General features: G+C 53.7%; 14 protein-coding genes and 2 tRNA genes. 7 read left to right on the top strand and 9 right to left on the bottom strand.

The annotated features are described in order from the left end of the window. The first annotated feature begins 1 nt into the window (after window position 1). Window positions 2-73 (top strand) — tRNA-Glu (locus O3S85_RS03345). 94 nt (window positions 74-167) lie between these two features. Beyond that, window positions 168-245 (top strand) — tRNA-Glu (locus O3S85_RS03340). A gap of 272 nt (window positions 246-517) precedes the next feature. Here O3S85_RS03340 and O3S85_RS03335 read toward each other — a convergent pair. Next, the gene (locus O3S85_RS03335; RefSeq protein ID WP_269537835.1) at window positions 518-2,134 is read right to left on the bottom strand and encodes a tetratricopeptide repeat protein; all 1,617 of its coding nucleotides are present in this window, start codon (window positions 2,132-2,134) and stop codon (window positions 518-520) included. Window positions 2,135-2,316: 182 nt separating this feature from the next. Between O3S85_RS03335 and O3S85_RS03330 the strand changes: the two genes are divergently transcribed. Beyond that, entirely contained in the window at window positions 2,317-2,592 is a 276-nt protein-coding gene (locus O3S85_RS03330; RefSeq protein ID WP_269537834.1) for a hypothetical protein, read from the top strand. Window positions 2,593-2,690: 98 nt separating this feature from the next. After that, window positions 2,691-3,158 (top strand): DUF4405 domain-containing protein, encoded by a 468-nt coding sequence (locus tag O3S85_RS03325; RefSeq protein ID WP_332107528.1) that lies wholly within the window; start codon window positions 2,691-2,693, stop codon window positions 3,156-3,158. 12 nt (window positions 3,159-3,170) lie between these two features. On the opposite strand, the gene O3S85_RS03320 is transcribed toward O3S85_RS03325, so the two are convergent. Beyond that, window positions 3,171-3,959: a ParB/RepB/Spo0J family partition protein gene (locus O3S85_RS03320; RefSeq protein ID WP_269537833.1), complete on the bottom strand. Its 789-nt coding sequence runs from the start codon at window positions 3,957-3,959 to the stop codon at window positions 3,171-3,173. A 103-nt stretch (window positions 3,960-4,062) separates the two neighbouring features. Between O3S85_RS03320 and O3S85_RS03315 the strand changes: the two genes are divergently transcribed. Both O3S85_RS03315 and O3S85_RS03310 read left to right on the top strand, forming a co-directional pair. After that, a complete protein-coding gene (locus tag O3S85_RS03315) occupies window positions 4,063-5,421 on the top strand; it encodes an OmpP1/FadL family transporter (protein ID WP_269537831.1) in 1,359 nt (452 codons plus the stop codon). Window positions 5,422-5,494: 73 nt separating this feature from the next. Then, window positions 5,495-6,205, top strand: a complete 711-nt coding sequence (locus O3S85_RS03310) for a polysaccharide lyase (protein WP_269537829.1) — start codon at window positions 5,495-5,497, stop codon at window positions 6,203-6,205. Window positions 6,206-6,269: 64 nt separating this feature from the next. On the opposite strand, the gene O3S85_RS03305 is transcribed toward O3S85_RS03310, so the two are convergent. From O3S85_RS03305 to O3S85_RS03285, 5 genes are read right to left on the bottom strand one after another with little or no spacing between them, the layout of a single operon-like run. Further along, window positions 6,270-7,220, bottom strand: coding sequence for a Brp/Blh family beta-carotene 15,15'-dioxygenase (locus tag O3S85_RS03305; RefSeq protein WP_269537828.1), 951 nt, complete (start codon window positions 7,218-7,220; stop codon window positions 6,270-6,272). After that, complete coding sequence (locus tag O3S85_RS03300; protein ID WP_269537827.1) at window positions 7,210-8,355, bottom strand: lycopene cyclase family protein; 1,146 nt, start codon at window positions 8,353-8,355, stop codon at window positions 7,210-7,212. The genes O3S85_RS03305 and O3S85_RS03300 overlap by 11 nt, the downstream gene beginning before the upstream one ends. Continuing rightward, window positions 8,348-9,091 (bottom strand): bacteriorhodopsin, encoded by a 744-nt coding sequence (locus O3S85_RS03295; protein WP_269537826.1) that lies wholly within the window; start codon window positions 9,089-9,091, stop codon window positions 8,348-8,350. Before O3S85_RS03295 ends, O3S85_RS03300 begins: the two co-directional genes overlap by 8 nt. A 28-nt stretch (window positions 9,092-9,119) precedes the next feature. After that, window positions 9,120-9,728 carry a hypothetical protein gene (locus tag O3S85_RS03290; RefSeq protein ID WP_269537825.1) on the bottom strand — a complete coding sequence of 203 codons (609 nt, stop codon included), beginning with the start codon at window positions 9,726-9,728 and terminating at the stop codon, window positions 9,120-9,122. Next, the gene (locus tag O3S85_RS03285; protein ID WP_269537824.1) at window positions 9,725-10,069 is read right to left on the bottom strand and encodes a hypothetical protein; all 345 of its coding nucleotides are present in this window, start codon (window positions 10,067-10,069) and stop codon (window positions 9,725-9,727) included. The genes O3S85_RS03290 and O3S85_RS03285 overlap by 4 nt, the downstream gene beginning before the upstream one ends. A 500-nt stretch (window positions 10,070-10,569) precedes the next feature. Here O3S85_RS03285 and htpG point away from each other — a divergent pair, with 500 nt between their 5' ends. Then, the gene (gene htpG, locus O3S85_RS03280) at window positions 10,570-12,426 is read left to right on the top strand and encodes a molecular chaperone HtpG (RefSeq protein ID WP_269537822.1); all 1,857 of its coding nucleotides are present in this window, start codon (window positions 10,570-10,572) and stop codon (window positions 12,424-12,426) included. A 128-nt stretch (window positions 12,427-12,554) separates the two neighbouring features. On the opposite strand, the gene O3S85_RS03275 is transcribed toward htpG, so the two are convergent. Continuing rightward, entirely contained in the window at window positions 12,555-13,598 is a 1,044-nt protein-coding gene (locus O3S85_RS03275) for a LacI family DNA-binding transcriptional regulator (RefSeq protein WP_269537820.1), read from the bottom strand. A 130-nt stretch (window positions 13,599-13,728) separates the two neighbouring features. Further along, window positions 13,729-16,416, bottom strand: coding sequence for a carboxylesterase family protein (locus tag O3S85_RS03270; protein WP_269537819.1), 2,688 nt, complete (start codon window positions 16,414-16,416; stop codon window positions 13,729-13,731). Between the last annotated feature and the right edge of the window lie 100 nt (window positions 16,417-16,516).

The following is a 16,516-nucleotide window of genomic DNA, read 5'->3' as shown; positions in this document are numbered from 1 at the left end:
CATCGTCTAGTCAGGTCTAGGACACTGGATTTTCATTCCAGCGACCGGGGTTCGAATCCCCGTGGGGACGCCACTTTCAATCACCAGTTGAAAGCGGGACTGGCCATAGAAATACATTCTTTCCAAGTTCACGATAAAACCTATCGCGACAGACAATTTTCAGGTCTGTCCCCATCGTCTAGTCAGGTCTAGGACACTGGATTTTCATTCCAGCGACCGGGGTTCGAATCCCCGTGGGGACGCCACTTTTTCCATAAGAATACGGATGTCCCAAGCATCCATTTTTTTGTGCCCAGGTTAACCGGGATGAGAACCACGCAGGGGTTCGACGCAGTGAGCGCTGAGCGCGAACGAAGATGGGGCACCAAAGGTGGTCCGCAGGACTTGCTAAGCAACCCAATCCCCGTGGGGACGCCACTTTTTCCATAAGATTACGGATGTCCCAAGCATCCGTTTTTTTGTGCCCAGGTCAACCTGAATGAGAACCACGCCAGCGTGCTGGCGCAGACGCCGAGCACTACAAGGCGTTGTTATATAGGCTGCGCTCTTCGGGCAACAGATTGTCGACATTGATGCCGCGCTGGAACTCTTGGGCCCTTTCCTCATCACCCAGCTTTGCCGCCAAAAGCAGCCCCACCAGTCGGCAATTCGGAATCGATAAATACTTGGGATCGAGGCGCGCATAAGTCGCCTGAGCTTTATCCACGTCACCGAGTTGCAAGTAGCAAAGCGCCAGCGCCGAATTCATAGCATTCGGGCCGCCTGCGTCGATAATCTCCTGCATCTCTTCGACGTCTACTTCGGTCACCTGCCCCAAAAGCGCTCGGAGATACACGCGGTTGTTAATCATCGATTCATAATCCGGGGCCACGTCGAGCACTTCAACCGTGACATCCAACATCTGCTGTGTCCTGCCTGCCGCGTTCAACACGGTCATCACCTTCGGCGTATAGGTGACCTTGGCTTGATCATCCTCGATGGCCATAAATGCTGCCAGGCCAGCTTCAGCCGCAGCCTCATTCCATTGTCTACGGCTGGCAATTTCGCACAGAGCGTTAAGCTCGTCGTAGGCATTTGCCTGATCCGCTAATTCAAAGGCATCTTGCCACTGCTGCGTGGGCTCACCACCTGGCCCAACAGCGTAAGCTGATAGATAGGCCAACATCAATGCCCGGCTAAGCGCGTCAATCGGTTTATCAGTGCGATTCAGAAACTCTTGGGAAGCAACTCGGTCTCGGCTAAGCGCCGCAATGATGCCCGCATCCCAACGTCCGTTTCCGACCAGTTTCTCACCCACATCACTGTCCAGAAAGTTCCACATTTCCGCATAGGCCCCCTGCCCGATCAACCACTGCACCAAGAGCACCGGGTGGTCCTTACCCTCGCGCTTGATGGCTCCCTGAATGACGCCGGTGCGCCCCAGCGGCTGCAATATGATTTGCTGATTGTCCGCGAGCAGGCGACTTTCTGCGGTGCTAGTGCGTGGCTCTCTCAGGCGATAGATCAACCACTTCCGGTCTGCATCAAAGAGCGGGATCTCTGGCGTTGTCGCCAGAATGAATAACGCCTGTCGGCCGAACTCATCAGCTTGCTCCGCGGCCGCTCTCAAGTTCGCCTTGGCCTGCACCTTGGCCGCGGTGTTGTTTGTCCGCAATAAAAGTTTACCACTTAGCAGGCGGGCCTCAGAATTCGTTGGGTTGAGCGCCGACGCGTTCGACAACCGCTCCAAGGCCGCCGGAACATTATCTTCTTTTATCGCCAAATTGGCCATGAGCAATTGGTAGTCCGGATCGCCAGACATCGACTGCTCCAGCTTTTTGCTAAGCTCATGGGCTGGCTTGAACTGATTGGACTGAACCAGATACGACAGCATTGCCCTGCTGATCTCCGGATAGTCGCGCGCATCACGCTCGGACAACAACGCCATGACCTCATGATAGGCATTCTCCGGACTTAGCTCGATCAGAGCGCGCAAATAAATCTCAAGCGCCGGCTCCTTGTCCACGCCGTATGCAAGCAGCAGCCTGGAGTGCTTAACCGCATCCCGGTAGTTACGTTCGGCAATGGCGCGCTCCGCCATAAACAAAGAGTAGCGCTGCCAGCCCCAATATCCACCGCCCAATAACGCAGCCACAAAAATCAGGGCAATCAAATGCGGTGCCCAACGCCTCAAACCGGGTCCTTCAGAATCTGTCGCCATGTCCCACCGATATCGAATCTGCAACGCACGCAAAGACAAAAAGCGGAAAAACCGTAACTAACCACTTCGAGAAATCATGGTTGAGCCCATTCGCGTGCCGTGGATAATATGCTGCAATGAGCCATACGTTCGAATGCGGCATCTGCGGTGCCACGGTCAAAGCCAACGCCCTCGCCTGCCCCGAGTGCGGTGCCGATGAGCGCACGGGACTGCACTCGGGAGAGTCGGCTTACGACGGACTCGAGCTACCCGAAGATGACACCTTTGATTACGACGAGTTCGCGGAGCGTGAATTCGGCACCGTGCGACCCAAATCCGCCAAGGACCTCGTGTTAAAGATCGTCGCCTTACTCCTGATCGTTGTTATTTTCGGCGTCTTCGTTTTGTGGTGATTCAGTCAGGACTCGTGGTCCGCTAATAAACACAATGGCGACCACTAATAAATCGCCTGCGAGTGACACATTGAAGAATTCACGGCGTTTTATGCGCCATGATGAAATCGATAAAATTACCTATTCGCCGCGTTCTCAACCTTAGCCTCTGGTTAATGATCTGTTTCCTCAGTGGCACGGGTGCATTACTCTACTGGCGTATGCCTCACGGCCCGGAAGGGCGTAGCCTGAGCGTATTCGGGCTATCGAAACATGACCTGATCGAACTCCACGCGATTTTCGGCCTTATTTTCGTCGGCCTGATTATTGCCCATCTCTGGCTAGCCTGGCCCTGGCTGAAAAACGCAGCTGCCAAGAAAAAGCTCTGGCCGATATTCAGCGGCATTATCGCAGGCCTTGCGCTCGCTGGCGGCATTGCCTTGGCTCCGCTGCAAACGAATGCCAACGGAGCCAACGAAAGCAGCGAACAATCCGACTGTGAGGCCGATGCAGTAGCGGGTCACAATAACCGCAATGGAAACCGCAGTGGACTGGGCCCAATGCGCTGGCAAGAGACGCATGAGTGAAAGTGCTCTAGCTCACACCAGGCCTGGAAGCTTGGACTTGACCCGCTTAATATCAGCTGACGAAAACTCTTTGCCCTCCAGCACCAGAATCAGCGCCTTCAAGTCGCCATTGTCCAATTCGTAGCGCGCCTTGGGCGAGGCCTTCGCCATGTCCGTGATGCGGGTCTTGGCTGAGCGGAAATTTAGCGGCTTCTTGGGTTTCTTTTCCTTGAGCTCCTGCTCCGCCTTGGCAGCGGCGGCGTCTTCTTCGCCAGCGGGGGCCTTCATCAGTTTTTGGCAAGCGGCCTTGGCACGATTCCAACTCGTCTCGCCGTTTTCGAGCAACTTCACAATCTTTGACGGCATCACGGGCGCGTAGCGGAGAATTTCGTCCACCCAGGCGGGGCTGCGATCCAGAAATTCTCCGATGCGCTCTTTGGACCAGTTGACATTGTTCAGGTAGACCACCGTCTCGAAGTAATCCGTGATCTTGGTGTCCACGCGGTCGGAGTTGAGCTTAAGGTTCAGCGCCCGCATTTCGTCGGCCGAGCCCGCCACCACACGCACGTCGACGCGGTCGAAGTAGCCGGGGTTTTGTTCCCGGATTCTGTAGATTGCGTTAATACGGTGAAATCCGCCGATCAGATAAAACTCACCAGGAGATTTTTCCCAAACCACCAGCGGCTCTAGCAGTCCATTGGCGAGGATGTCCTTGGCGTAGTGATCCACCTTGGACTGCGTGAGGTTGCGGTGGTTGACCACCGTCGGATGCATCTGGATCTTGTTAATGCCCAGATAGTCGAAGCGTTTCGTAGTAATCATGGTTAGAAGCGGTAGCTGATAGGACACATTTACGCCTCCCATCAGCCAGTAGCAATAAGCAGAAAGCCTGCCCGTGCGACTATAAATTTCCCTTCTGCGCTTGATGAAATCATATAAAATACAGTTTAATCCCGACGACTTAAGGGCCGATAGTAACCCCGCTGGAAAGGCCATTTTCGATACGCTGACTGATTTCATGAAACAACTGACACTTTCTTCCACTTTCTTGGTGCTATCCACGAGCGCGGCTTTCGCCCACGGTATTTTCCGCGTTGGACAGGATGCACAATCCATGGGCATCGCAGGCATAAATATCGTCGCCGCAGATACGCCTACCAATGCCATGACGGGCAACCCCGCCGGTCTCGCCAGCCAAGACGGCGCGGTGCAGGGCACGGTCGTCATTACTGGCTACTCGGGTGAATTTTCCAACGCAGCCAACACCAACTCACCATTGCGCAATCCCGTGACGCCCTACGGCTCCGCCGCCGCAACCTACCGCCTTGAGGACAATCCAGACATTACCTTGGGCATGTCATTGGCTCCCGATGCGCTGGCGCGTGGCTACTGGCGCTTTAATGACTCCGGCGCGACGAACTATGGCTATACCGACCACGATTCACGACTCATCACCTACCGCTTGGCCTTCGGCGCAGGCTGGCAAGCTACGGAAGACTTCTCCGTCGGCGCGACAGCGGGCGTAACCTACAACGATAATTACCTGAAGGCACCCTACACGTTTCAGAACGCTGGTGCCCTGACTGGCGCAAAAGTCCTGCTGGACTTGGAAACCGATGGCTTCGGCCCGAGCTTTTCCCTCGGCGCAAACTACGACGTGACGGAATGGGCCAGTATCGGCTTTCGCTACATGTCGCCAACGTGGCTATACACCGACGGAAGCGCCACCGGATTCAATCCCGGCACCGGTGCCTTTAGCTATGATGCCAAAGTCGACCAGCAACTGCCGCAACGCATTGGTATCGCCTTTGCGGTGGAACCGGCAGACTGGCTCAGCCTCTTTTTCCAAGCTGACTGGGTCGATTATGCCGGTGCCTACGACACACTCAACATCGAGCTAACCAACGGCAGCAACCCCGGTGGCCCGCTCCCGGCGGCCTTCAATGAAACCAGCCCACTCAGTTGGGAAAGCGTCTGGGTATTCGCCGTTGGCGCAGAGGTGGACATTACCGACGACCTCGTCTGGAGTGTTGGCTACACTTATGGTGAGAGCCCTGTCCCCGACAGCACCCTTACCCCCATGACGGCCGCAATCACCGAGCAAACGATCACCACTGGCCTAAGCTACCGCTGGGACTCGATCGAGGTTGCCATCGCGTATCAGTACGATATACCCAATACGCAAACAACGAACAGCAGCATCCTCCTGAGCGGCGAGTACCAAAACTCCAGCACCAAGCTGGAGGGACATACCGGGGCCGTCTCGCTGACTTGGTATTATTAGTTAAATGACCCCAAAACAGATACTCTACACCGCATTTGCATTGTTTTGCTCAACCATACTTTGTGCTGAGCCAATGACACTGCTAGACATTGACTTCAATAATCCTGAGCAAGCAGCGGCTAAGAGGATCCTCAAACAACCAAACATTGCACTCGCCGAGGGCGACGGACACGACGGCTCCAATGCGATTCGCGTCACCTACACCGGGAATGAAGTGGGTAGCGAGCGCGTGGTAACGCACATTCCCTTCTCCCGCAAAACGGATTATGCGGCACTCGATTTCGACGTAAAATTCGAGGACGGCTGGCAATTTGTCCGCGGCGGTAAACTACACGGCGTAGGCCCCGACATGCCAGTAACCGGCGGCCGCGAACGCCGCCCCAACGGTTGGAGCTCACGCATTATGTGGGCAAAGGACGGCTTTGCGCGCACCTACCTCTACAACCAAGACAAACAGCAAAAATATGGTACGGGTATGAGAACGTCTGAAAGCGTATTCAAGATCGGCGAGTGGCAGCACGTGAAAATCGTTACTCAATTGAATGACGCCGGCCTAGCCAACGGCTACACCCAACTTTTCATCGATGGCCGACTGGTTGCCGACTCCCAGAACATGGAATTCCGCGGCCAGGACGGCGACGAAACATTGATCAGCAAGTTCCTTTTCAGCACGTTTCACGGCGGAAGTGATCCCAGCTGGGCTCCCACTGATGCGGACGGTAACTTCGTAAATACTACAGCACTGTTCGATAACTTCAAGGTCACCACTGGTGAAAAAACCTGAGACTGAGGTCATGATCTGAAGTATCCCTTTGGGGCAGAGTGCTTATGCAAACGCATATCTCACGTCAATAGTGCTGCCTGCACAGCTCTCGTTGATCAAGCCAAGAAATGATAAATGCATGCGGCACGGTTAAACTAAAAAGTAGCACTAAATAGATCCCTGTGACCTCTGCCGGACTTACCTGTGAGCGCCAAGCCAAGATAAACACAAGCGGAGCCATTGGAAGCAGTGCAGCCCACATTACGCGACCATGCGCCTGGAAAATTCGCTTAGCCTGCCGCATGAGATGAGACTCAGACTGACTGCTCGCAGTTAAGCGCAACAGATGTCGATAAGCATGCACGCAAACGAAATAAAACGCCACAGCGGTAATGGGCGGAGTCAGCGCAAAGAAGAACGGTAAGCACAAAGCCTCCAGTGCAAATAGTTTAGAAGCACTCGAGGCGTCCACGTGACAACGATAGAGAGCGAAGCCAAAATCAGTAAAATAACTAACGATGAGAACGGCTAACAGCAATGACGAGTGCTCAGCGAAACTAGCGTTTTCCAAACCAAACCAACTGACAAATCCACCGAGCACCTGAGCCGATTCGACAGGATGAAAATATATCGGAGCCGTGACAATCACCAAGCCACGCGCCATGCCTACCATTGCGCGAAGCAACCTACTTTGCGATGCAAAGTAACTCTCTGCCGTCCCCCAATGCCAGGCCGTTAGCACTAAGAAAAACCCCAGCGCCAACAACGGAGTAAAAAAGCAAAAGGCTAACACCGCCGCAACTCCAAGCAGGTATAGGCCACAGAATTTAGCGAAACTCAACGAATCCGACCACCACTGCATACGGCGGCTAACTTCGATATCCATGGCACCATGCGGCATGCCAAAAAAGAGGATTGAAATCGCAAGCAGCGCATATCCCAATCGATCAGATACCAGCCCCACCGCGCTCAAACCAGCCAGCGAAAGCATCCCAATAAGTGGTAAACCAAAATAAACTGGCAAACTAACCTGCATTCGAAAATAGCGCGCGTAGGAAGGGGCGCTTGGGTAGAGACATTACGATCCGAAAATCATCGCTTAGCGAACTTTTGTCCTGCAGAAAACGAATCAATGACTCGGTTGGCGCATGCCCAAACAATTTGTCAAATATCTCCGTCGCCATCTCAGTCTCACTGCGCAGCACGCGCAGAAAAATTTGGTCCAGCAATGCATATTTACCAGGCCTACGCCAACACTCTCCATGGCCGGCATGAATGCGCTGAGCCACTGCTTTGGCCTGCTGACAGATCGCTAAAAAGCTATAGCCACTGGAGGCACGAAGCGCTCCCGCACCAGCACCAATGCAGTAGTAGTTTGAGCTCAAACTCGCGTGTGGCTGCTCGACCTGCATCGGCAAACAGCCCTGCTCCACTCGCTCCACTCGAGTCACGCGGCCAAAATGCGACTCAATGTAGCGTTGCAAATACGGCTCAAGAACCGTCGCGTCCTGCATCTCTGGATGAAAACACGTCAGCTCGATGAACGCACGCTTCGTACTCGTTGGCAACACGTAGCCAAAGCTGATTCCCGGCCCTTCCGCACGGTGGTCCATGATCGTCGCACGGTCTGATGGAAATACATTCCGCTCCGATATAACCTCCCACCCCAGAAAGCTTTGCCATAGGCTTGGTGAACCCGTTTCACGATACCCTGTGCAGTCGACCAAAGTTTCCCCCGCTTGGATCGCGCCATTGAGCGAAGGCGTCTCGACATCCTCACCAAAGCGAAACGAAACATTATCATGCTGTTGCAATCGGTGGTGCGCCCACTGATAAAAGTCTGGCGCATAAACCTCCTGATAAGGCGTGGATGGCGAGCCATGCACGCGACGCCCGAGAGAAGAAACGACTTCCCATTCAGGCCACTGACGTCGACTCAGGCTAGATAACACCTCCGGGGCTTCACCCCAAAAGCACCAACGCTGCTCGCGATAAAAATGCTGCCGCCGGTCTAGCAGCTGGATTCCTCCTTCGTATCCAGCGTTGATCAACTCCAGTGCCAAAATCGTTCCCGCAGCACCCGCCCCGTAGATCGTGACGTTTCGCGTGTGCGGCAAACCGGACTCAGCCGTAGCGTTGTCCGGTTGCGAGCGTGTTAGTTGACTAGCCATTGTCTTCAGTCTTCAAGGAAGCTTTCAGACCCCAGGCGCAGGAATAGACAACCATGGCCAAGCCGACCTTGTTAATGATGTCGCCAACGTTGTATAGCAACTCGCGGACTTCCGCAGGCAGTCCCATTGCAGGCATCAGGTAGCCGATAGGATAAATCATCCATCCAAAGAGGATAAACTTCGCCATGAGTTGAACGCACTTCGATGTGTGGCTGTCAATCGAGTCCGGCAGATGTCCAACCGCATTGAGAATCTTCCACACGAGCCAAATCCAGCAACCTACCGCAACGGCGAACAAACCATAGTGCAAGGCGGTTTCGGCGACAAACAACTCACCAAAGAAACCACACGTGATCATGGTTATATCCAGCACGACAAGTTGCATCAAGAACTTACGTCCACGCGGCCCAAGGCCCAATAGAATGGGAAACTTGATAAGCATCAGTGGCGTCGTCAGAATCCAGTCAATATACCGGAAGATTGTTGGAAAAGCATCGTTGCCTTCCATCACACGGTTCAGGTAAATATTTTCCATGAAGAAATAATTTACTGCCGCAATGAAGAGAATGACCGATGAGACAGACATTGCCTCGCGGTATTGAGCAGGAACATTACTTCGCTCCAAAGCGAAGAACAACGAGCCTGCTGCCATCGAAAGAAACGCGATCAGGAACGTTGCGTATACAAGGAACTCCAGCGGGCTGGATTGATTTATGAACTGATTAATGGTTTCCATTTTGGGGATTATGTTTTTAGGGGTGGGCTTAACCCCAGATACCTTTGTATTTTTCGGAGGATTTCTTCTCCTTCTTCTTTGTGTCTATCTTCGGCTGAATAACTTGCGGCGGAGGCGTATCCTCATCACTGGGCAGAGGAAACGGCGTTTTTGAGCTCGTCGGCACTGCCATTGGCGGACGGGTTTTCGGCTTGCGCGGTTGATTATTTTCCGGGCGGCTCATGCCTTTAATCAAGCGGGCCTTCACGCTGTCATCCGAATCATCCGTTTCGGCAGCGGCTTCCATTTCCACAATGTCAGAGGCCTTCACCTTCTTCATCAGCAGGCGAGTAGCGATCTGCATGCCCTTGAAATTGGCGCTTGAGTCGGCCACGACGCCAACCGTGCACGTCGGCGAACAGGATATTTGCAATATCTTGTCGCCGAAATCCAGGATGGTTTCTTTCGCATCCATTGCCGCCTCGCTGAAGGTTTGCACGAGGGCATGAACCCGGCGGCGCAGTATATTCCAATCCACGCCATCGTAGAATTCAGGCATCATCGCGGCGATCGTCGTGCCCTTGCTGTCCATCACGAACAAGCCATCGACGCCTTCGATCTCCACGACATTAACTGCTAAGTGTTCCAAGTGCTTCATTGGACTTCCTCCGCGATAAAGGCTTTAATGCTGGAAAGGTTTGGCTTCGAAGTGAACTCTGCTGCAATGTGGGAGTCGCCGCGCACTTCACTGTAAAACTGGCGCTCGCCATCTTTGGCGTACAGCGAACGGAAACTGTCAAAAGCCAACGTTTCACCGATCTTCTCCGCCAACTGATGAATATATCCTAACGACTCGCCACATTCATCGAAATCAGAACCGACCTGTTGCAATATCTCGCCCTGGGTCGAAGCCACGACGAGGGCCCTCAGGCCAGGAAAAATCTCAGCAGTCTTTTGCTGAGATGGAATCTTTTTAGGTATGTGTTCTTCTGCAGTCATATTTTGAGTAATTCGTTGCTCTATTAGTCGGCTATACACCCCGCATATTTAAGTGTTTTTTATTCGTGCCAGTAGGGCATTATCCTGAGTGTGAACTTTCTGTAATGCAAATGACCGAACCAAATTAAAGACACAGAAATGGCACAATATGATGATCATCATAGACTTATTATTTGCCGAAAAAAATCCGCGCTTCCAACCCCCACACGCGGGCAATGCATTAAGCCTGCAACCGAACAGATTCGGAAAGCCCTAAATGCGATTCAGGTGTTTTAACAAAAATCTGTACGACGCCTTTAAACGACTGGGCTGAATTTCTGTAACCTGAAGCAAAAGAAGCCTCCAATCGCCCCAACTGCTCAGAACGCTCAGCAATCTTAGCCGGTTGGAGCACGACTCCCCACGCTTGTGCAGAAAACAGCTTGAATCCGCGCCGCAGATGCTTTCATTTAGCGGGTTTAGCTAATTTCAAATTAACTACACATAGTAATCACATAACCATGAGCACAACCGCGCCCGAAACCCACGAATTCCAGGCCGAAGTCAAGCAGGTGCTGGATATCGTCATCCACTCCCTCTACACCGACAAGGAAATCTTCATCCGCGAGTTGGTGTCCAACGCCTCTGACGCACTGGAAAAACTGCGTCATACCCAGCTGACCGAGAAGACCATCCACGATGACAATCTCGCGCTGGAGATCAACATCACCTCCGACGAGGAAGCCGGCACGCTGACCATCCAGGACCACGGCATCGGCATGACCCGTGATGACCTCGTCGAAAACCTCGGCACCATCGCCCACTCCGGCACCAAGGCGTTCCTCAACGCCGTCAAGGAGTCCGGCGGCGCCAACGAAGCACTGATCGGCCAGTTCGGCGTCGGCTTCTACTCGGTCTTCATGTGCGCCGACGAGGTGAAGGTTTTCACCCGCAACTGGCAAAGCGATGGCACCGGCTGGTGCTGGACCAGCGAAGGCGCCGGCAGCTACACCATTGAAGAAGCCGAGGGCCTCAACCGCGGCACCAAGATCGTCATCAAGCTGAAGGAAGACGCGAAGGACTTTGCCAAGGACTACCGCGTGAAGAGCATCCTCGAGCGCTACTCAGCCTACGTCGATTTCCCGATCAACCTGAACGGCGAGAAGGTCAACACCCAGCAGGCCATCTGGCTCAAGGACAAGTCCGAGATCACCGAGGAGGACTATAAGGAATTCTACAAGTATCAGGCCAAGGCCTTTGACGAGCCGCTCGACTGGATGCACTTCCAGGCCGATGCCCCGCTCGACATCCACACCCTGCTCTACATCCCCGGCTCCAATCCGGAAATGCCCGGCTTTGGCCGCATTGAGCCCGGCGTCGCGCTGCATTGCCGCAAGGTGCTGATCGACCCGCAGCCGAAGAAGCTCCTGCCCGAGTGGCTGCGCTTCATCAAGGGCGTCGTCGACTCCGCCGACTTGCCGCTCAACATTTCCCGCGAGTCCATGCAGGACAGCGCGCTGCTCAACAAAATCGGCAACGTCATCACCAAGCGCCTCCTCAAGCACCTTGAGAAGATCGCCAAGAAGGACGCCGAAAAGTATGAGAAGTTCTGGCAGCAGTTTGGCTTCTTCATGAAGGAAGGCGCGATCAGCGACTTCACTTACCGCGAGCAAACTTCCGAGCTCCTGCGCTTTGAGTCCTCGATGCTCGAAAAGGGCAAGCTGACTTCCCTCGCCGAATACCTCGACCGCGCCAAGGACGGCCAAAAGGAAATTTACTACCTGATCGGGCCGAGCCGCACCGCGCTCGAAAGCGGTCCATATCTGGAAGCATTCAAGGCCCGCGGCCTGGAAGTGCTCTTCCTCTATGAGCCCATCGACGAATACTTGATGACCAATCTCCGCGAATACAAGGAGAAGCAGCTCAAGTCCGCCGACGCCGACGATCTCGAACTGGAAGACGCCGAAGTCGAAGGCGAGCCGTTGCCGGAAGATCAGGTCAAGGCCCTCTGCGAGTGGCTCAAGACTTCCCTCGGCGAAGAGCGCGTCAAGAAGGTTGCCGCCGGGAAGCGCCTGGTCGACAGCCCCATCGTCGCCACCAACGCCGACGCCATGATGTCAGCCCAAATGCGTCAGATGATGCGCGCCATGGGCCGCAGCGACGAGATGCCCGATGATCAGGTTTCCGTGAATCTGGAGATCAACCCGCGCCACGGCCTCATCAAGCACCTATCTGCGCTCAGCCAGTCCAACGAAGACACCGCAAAGCTCATCGCCGAGCAGCTTCTGGACAACGCACTGATCAGCGCCGGCCTGCTCGACGACCCGCGCAGCATGATCAACCGCCTCAACTCCATCCTCGAGAAGGTAGCCAAGTAAGCGGCATTATCAGACCTATTTATCAGGGGACGGCTCAGACAAGCCGTCCCTTTTTGCGCTCTAATTACCACAAATCAAAATAAGTGCTCCACTGCGCACTCAGCAAAATCGTGGATTATATTAAAGCACTAGCGTTTCTTGGGCGGCCCCATCGTGCGACGCACCACGAGCTCCGAAGTCATGCGTTGCAGCTGAATCGGCGAGTCAAAGTCTTTCATGCGATTGCGCAGAATCTCGTCGATAGTCTTAGCCATGTTCAAACGGTCCACTCGAATCGTCGATAAACCCACGGCCTTCGCACTGGCAATGTCGTCACTTCCGAGAATCGACATTTCTTCAGGAATGCGAATGCCCTCCCCCTCGGCCTCGCTGATGATCGACATCGCCGTGTGGTCATTGAACGCAACGATCGCTGTAGGGCGCTGCCCTTTTAACCGCCAATGGCTGAACGCCCGCTGGCCGGCAACATCGCCGTCCACCCCGATCACCGATAGCTCTTCATCATACACCAGCCCAAACTCGCGCGCCCATTCGATGAACATCGCGTGTTTGCCGACGGGACGATCTTTCATGCCAGTGCCGACGTAGGAAACCTTTTTATGGCCCACATCCCGAAGATAGGACATCGCCTGACGCATACTCATCCGGTAATCAATGGTAAGGCTGTCAAACTGTTCGCCGCAGCTCTCGTATAAAAACAGAATCGGGAATCTCCAGGACTTTAATTTCAAGTAAAGCGGCAAATTCACCATATCAGGAACGGGGTTAACCACAAACGCATCCGTCTCACCAGCGGACCAGTGAAGCATTGTATCCGCCTCGACCTCCTGAGAGTTATGCGTGAGCGCCAGAATGGTCGACAACCCAGCCTCGGTGTTGATCAAATCCAGATGCTCGTAGAGCTCGGAATAATTCGAGTTGCTCAAGTTGGGCAAAATGATGCCGATGCGGCCCGAGTATCCCCGTTTGAAGTTTCGTGCAGATGGATTAGGATGGTATCCGATCTCACGCGCTGCCTTAAGAATCTTTTCGCGTGTCGAATCGCTAATGCCTTCACCGCCATTAAAAGCCCGCGATATCGCTCCCTGCGAGTATCCCGTCAATGCGACCAGGTCTTGCACCTTGGGGCGTGCGTCTTCTTTCTTTGGTTTCCTACCACGTTTTGCGCTCATCTAACGCATAACATAGTAGCAAACCGGATGGCTTTACAACCCAACAGCGAGGCTATTTTTCGAACCCCAACGACCGCAGCACGCAAGGCCAGTCTATTACTTATTAGCGAAAAAGTCAGCAAATTGGCGCTTACTCCGCCACCCTCACGCGCATGAATCGACAGTCGTCGCCGGATAAAGGCGTTCGATCCATCACTTGCATGCGAACCGTGCCATCTCCGTTTGCAGCCGGCGCAGCGAGCAGCGTGTATTCCGGCCCCGAATACCACGTATTCAAATCATCGGAAACTTCTATGATCACTGAGACTGCTCCAATAGCTTCCAAGCGATCAAACACGAGTTGCAAAAACCGCTGCCCTCCCATTTGAACAATAGTTTGCTCAGGCATTCTCTCACTCTCGTTGCGCGGATCGCCAGGGTCCAGGTTGAGCACAAACTCCAGAATGTTTGGCAGCGAATCTCCGTCTGGATCAGCATTGGCAACGGCATCGGAACCGGATAAACCTTCCGCGTCCACCCATCCGCCAAAGTAGTCCGGAGGTGAGGAATTTAACGCGTCCTCAATCTTCAGATTGTCTAACTTTACCGTGATGCCGACACCAGAGTTCAGCCTGATCCGAAAGTCTCTCAGCGCGGCCGTAAATCCGGTTTCCATCGTCAAGTTTCCGTGGATGATCGCATCTCCGATCCAGATAGAAGTCGCCCCCGCAGAAAGCACATAAACGCCGCCATCCGGGCCGGTGTAGGAAGCTTCCGCTGAAGACCGATTCACGTACCAAGTCCAATTCAGTAGCTCGCCAGTTGCCGGATAGTCACCGACATTGGAACCGTTTACTCGCACGGAAAACTTGTTGGCACCCCCACCCCGCACATTGAGCCGTGCGGCATGGACGCTGTGCGAACCCGCCGTACCATAGTCAATGATGCTCCCGTAATCTCCCATCTCGATGTAAAACAGATCCGATGAGCTGGAGGCATTCATGATACCCATATCAAAGGATACCTTCACCAACTCAGTCCCTTCAGGCATGGTTCGCAAAATCGTTACCCCCGCATCGTCATCACTGCTGGTAACGCCGCTTCGCACATTAATGAGGACACCGCTATCAATTGACCAAACTCCGCCATTTGTCTCGGCACTGATGTCATTAAAGAACTGCGTTGGGTCGTCGCTGATGTAATCCGTGTAAACGCTGGATGTCCCGAAATCCTGATAAAATAATGTGTTTGCGGCACCAATCGGAGTATCGCTAACCGTCACGATCAAATCTGCCGTTGACGACTCCTCCGAGTCATCAGCAGATAGCCGCAAGATGTAAACGCCCGCCGCAGAAAAATCAGCAAACGTATCGACTTGGTACACATCATCGAAGTGGACCGGGGCCGGCCCACTGACCATCGACCACACGGTGGAAATCCCTGCTCCATCCGGCAGGCCATCATCGCTCACTTCCCCACTGATCGCAGTTCGGTTAACGGGCAGGCTGAGCGTAAAGTCATCCTGAAGCGTTATGACGGGTGGCTGATTTCCGCTGCCACTACCACTATCGCTGAGGTTATCATACCAAACATCAAACTCCACAGTCGTGCGATTGTTCGCGGCATCAATAGCCGTGATTTGAATGACATTGAGTCCGAACTCCAACTGAATATCTGGAACGATCCAATTGTCAGTTCCAGATGCCGTACCGGAAATCGGCCCCCGGTTGTTAGCCCAACGTATTTGAGTAACGCCAACATTGTCCGAGGCAGTGCCACCTACGGAAATCTTGTCGGTGGTTACTTCGTAGCGATCTGGTCCCGCATCCGGTGAAACGATCGAGACAGTCGGGTATTCTGTCTCCGCGCCAACAGGCATGTAGCGCACGTGAATGTTATCCCGAAATTTCGTCATCCCGCCTTTACTACTGCTGTAGCTAGTGCCCTCCGCCTCAATGACGATCAGGTTGTCTCCCTGAACCAGCGGAATATCGTCAACGCTCCAAGGCGTTACACCCGTGGCATCACCTCTCGCCTCTTCACCATCGGGCCCGTAACGTGTCCAACGCACGACAGTAACCGCCGTAGTTTCATCACCCAATGTTCCGCTCAGGCTGATCGTAGCATCATTCGTAAAAAGTGAATCATCTGTGGTCGGCGACTCGATACGCACGAAGGGATGTTGCAGCTCCATCGCGGGCTGATTACGCCGTTGAGCCATCATCCACTCATAGAAACCCGGTGTTGCGAAGCCCGAGCCTGAGACGCCATGGCCCCCGGTTGCATATTGAGTGAGGATCGGCTTTGCCCCATATTGTGTTGTTAAATTAACGTAACTCAAAGTGCCTTTAAAGCTGATACTATCGTTATCCGCAGTGATCGTCCAAATAGGCATATCCTTCAACGGGTAACTTTCTTTGGGAGATCCATAGCCAACCCCCGGTGCAATCGCCGCAACGCGATCACGAAACTGACCGCCATAAAACCAAGCGCCATTGCCGCCCATCGAGATACCGGATATGTATACGCGGTCCTCGTTCACCGGATAATTCGCTACCACGTAGTCTAAAAGGTCCTCAAACGTGTAAAGCTCGCGGTAGTTTGTCCAATTACCAGTGCCAGGCCCATCGGTGACAACCTGAGGCGCAAGGACCATCGAGCGCTGATAATTTTGATTGGCAGAACTCGTCCAACGCGATGTCGCAGGATCGAGCTGATCGCCATTGTCACTGCCGTCAGGCTTGCCCTTTTCCCCTTGTCCGTGGAGGTTAATAATGAGTGGATATTGCTCGGTACCATCTGCATCAAAGTCGTCGGGCAGATAAAGCATATATGGCATGGCGCAATCTCCCTGAAACAGACCACTGACCCATTCTCCAGCAATTGCCAAAGGTGCCATCAGGGAGATCAGACAGAACAAACAACATGCCTTAAAGGGA

Source organism: Cerasicoccus sp. TK19100 (genome assembly GCF_027257155.1).
Taxonomy (GTDB): Bacteria; Verrucomicrobiota; Verrucomicrobiia; order Opitutales; family Cerasicoccaceae; genus Cerasicoccus; species Cerasicoccus fimbriatus.
This window is presented reverse-complemented; position numbering and strand designations above follow the sequence as displayed.

What these genes read in the sequence shown, in the direction of transcription:
- O3S85_RS03300 (WP_269537827.1), bottom strand. Translation starts at nt 8,355, where the DNA reads ATGGCTAGTCAACTAACACGCTCGCAACCGGACAACGCTACGGCTGAG.
- O3S85_RS03295 (WP_269537826.1), bottom strand. Translation starts at nt 9,091, where the DNA reads ATGGAAACCATTAATCAGTTCATAAATCAATCCAGCCCGCTGGAGTTC.
- htpG (WP_269537822.1), top strand. Translation starts at nt 10,570, where the DNA reads ATGAGCACAACCGCGCCCGAAACCCACGAATTCCAGGCCGAAGTCAAG.
- O3S85_RS03330 (WP_269537834.1), top strand. Translation starts at nt 2,317, where the DNA reads ATGAGCCATACGTTCGAATGCGGCATCTGCGGTGCCACGGTCAAAGCC.
- O3S85_RS03290 (WP_269537825.1), bottom strand. Translation starts at nt 9,728, where the DNA reads ATGAAGCACTTGGAACACTTAGCAGTTAATGTCGTGGAGATCGAAGGC.
- O3S85_RS03310 (WP_269537829.1), top strand. Translation starts at nt 5,495, where the DNA reads ATGACACTGCTAGACATTGACTTCAATAATCCTGAGCAAGCAGCGGCT.
- O3S85_RS03315 (WP_269537831.1), top strand. Translation starts at nt 4,063, where the DNA reads ATGAAATCATATAAAATACAGTTTAATCCCGACGACTTAAGGGCCGAT.
- O3S85_RS03320 (WP_269537833.1), bottom strand. Translation starts at nt 3,959, where the DNA reads ATGATTACTACGAAACGCTTCGACTATCTGGGCATTAACAAGATCCAG.
- O3S85_RS03325 (WP_332107528.1), top strand. Translation starts at nt 2,691, where the DNA reads ATGATGAAATCGATAAAATTACCTATTCGCCGCGTTCTCAACCTTAGC.
- O3S85_RS03275 (WP_269537820.1), bottom strand. Translation starts at nt 13,598, where the DNA reads ATGAGCGCAAAACGTGGTAGGAAACCAAAGAAAGAAGACGCACGCCCC.
- O3S85_RS03285 (WP_269537824.1), bottom strand. Translation starts at nt 10,069, where the DNA reads ATGACTGCAGAAGAACACATACCTAAAAAGATTCCATCTCAGCAAAAG.
- O3S85_RS03270 (WP_269537819.1), bottom strand. Translation starts at nt 16,416, where the DNA reads ATGCCATATATGCTTTATCTGCCCGACGACTTTGATGCAGATGGTACC.
- O3S85_RS03305 (WP_269537828.1), bottom strand. Translation starts at nt 7,220, where the DNA reads ATGCAGGTTAGTTTGCCAGTTTATTTTGGTTTACCACTTATTGGGATG.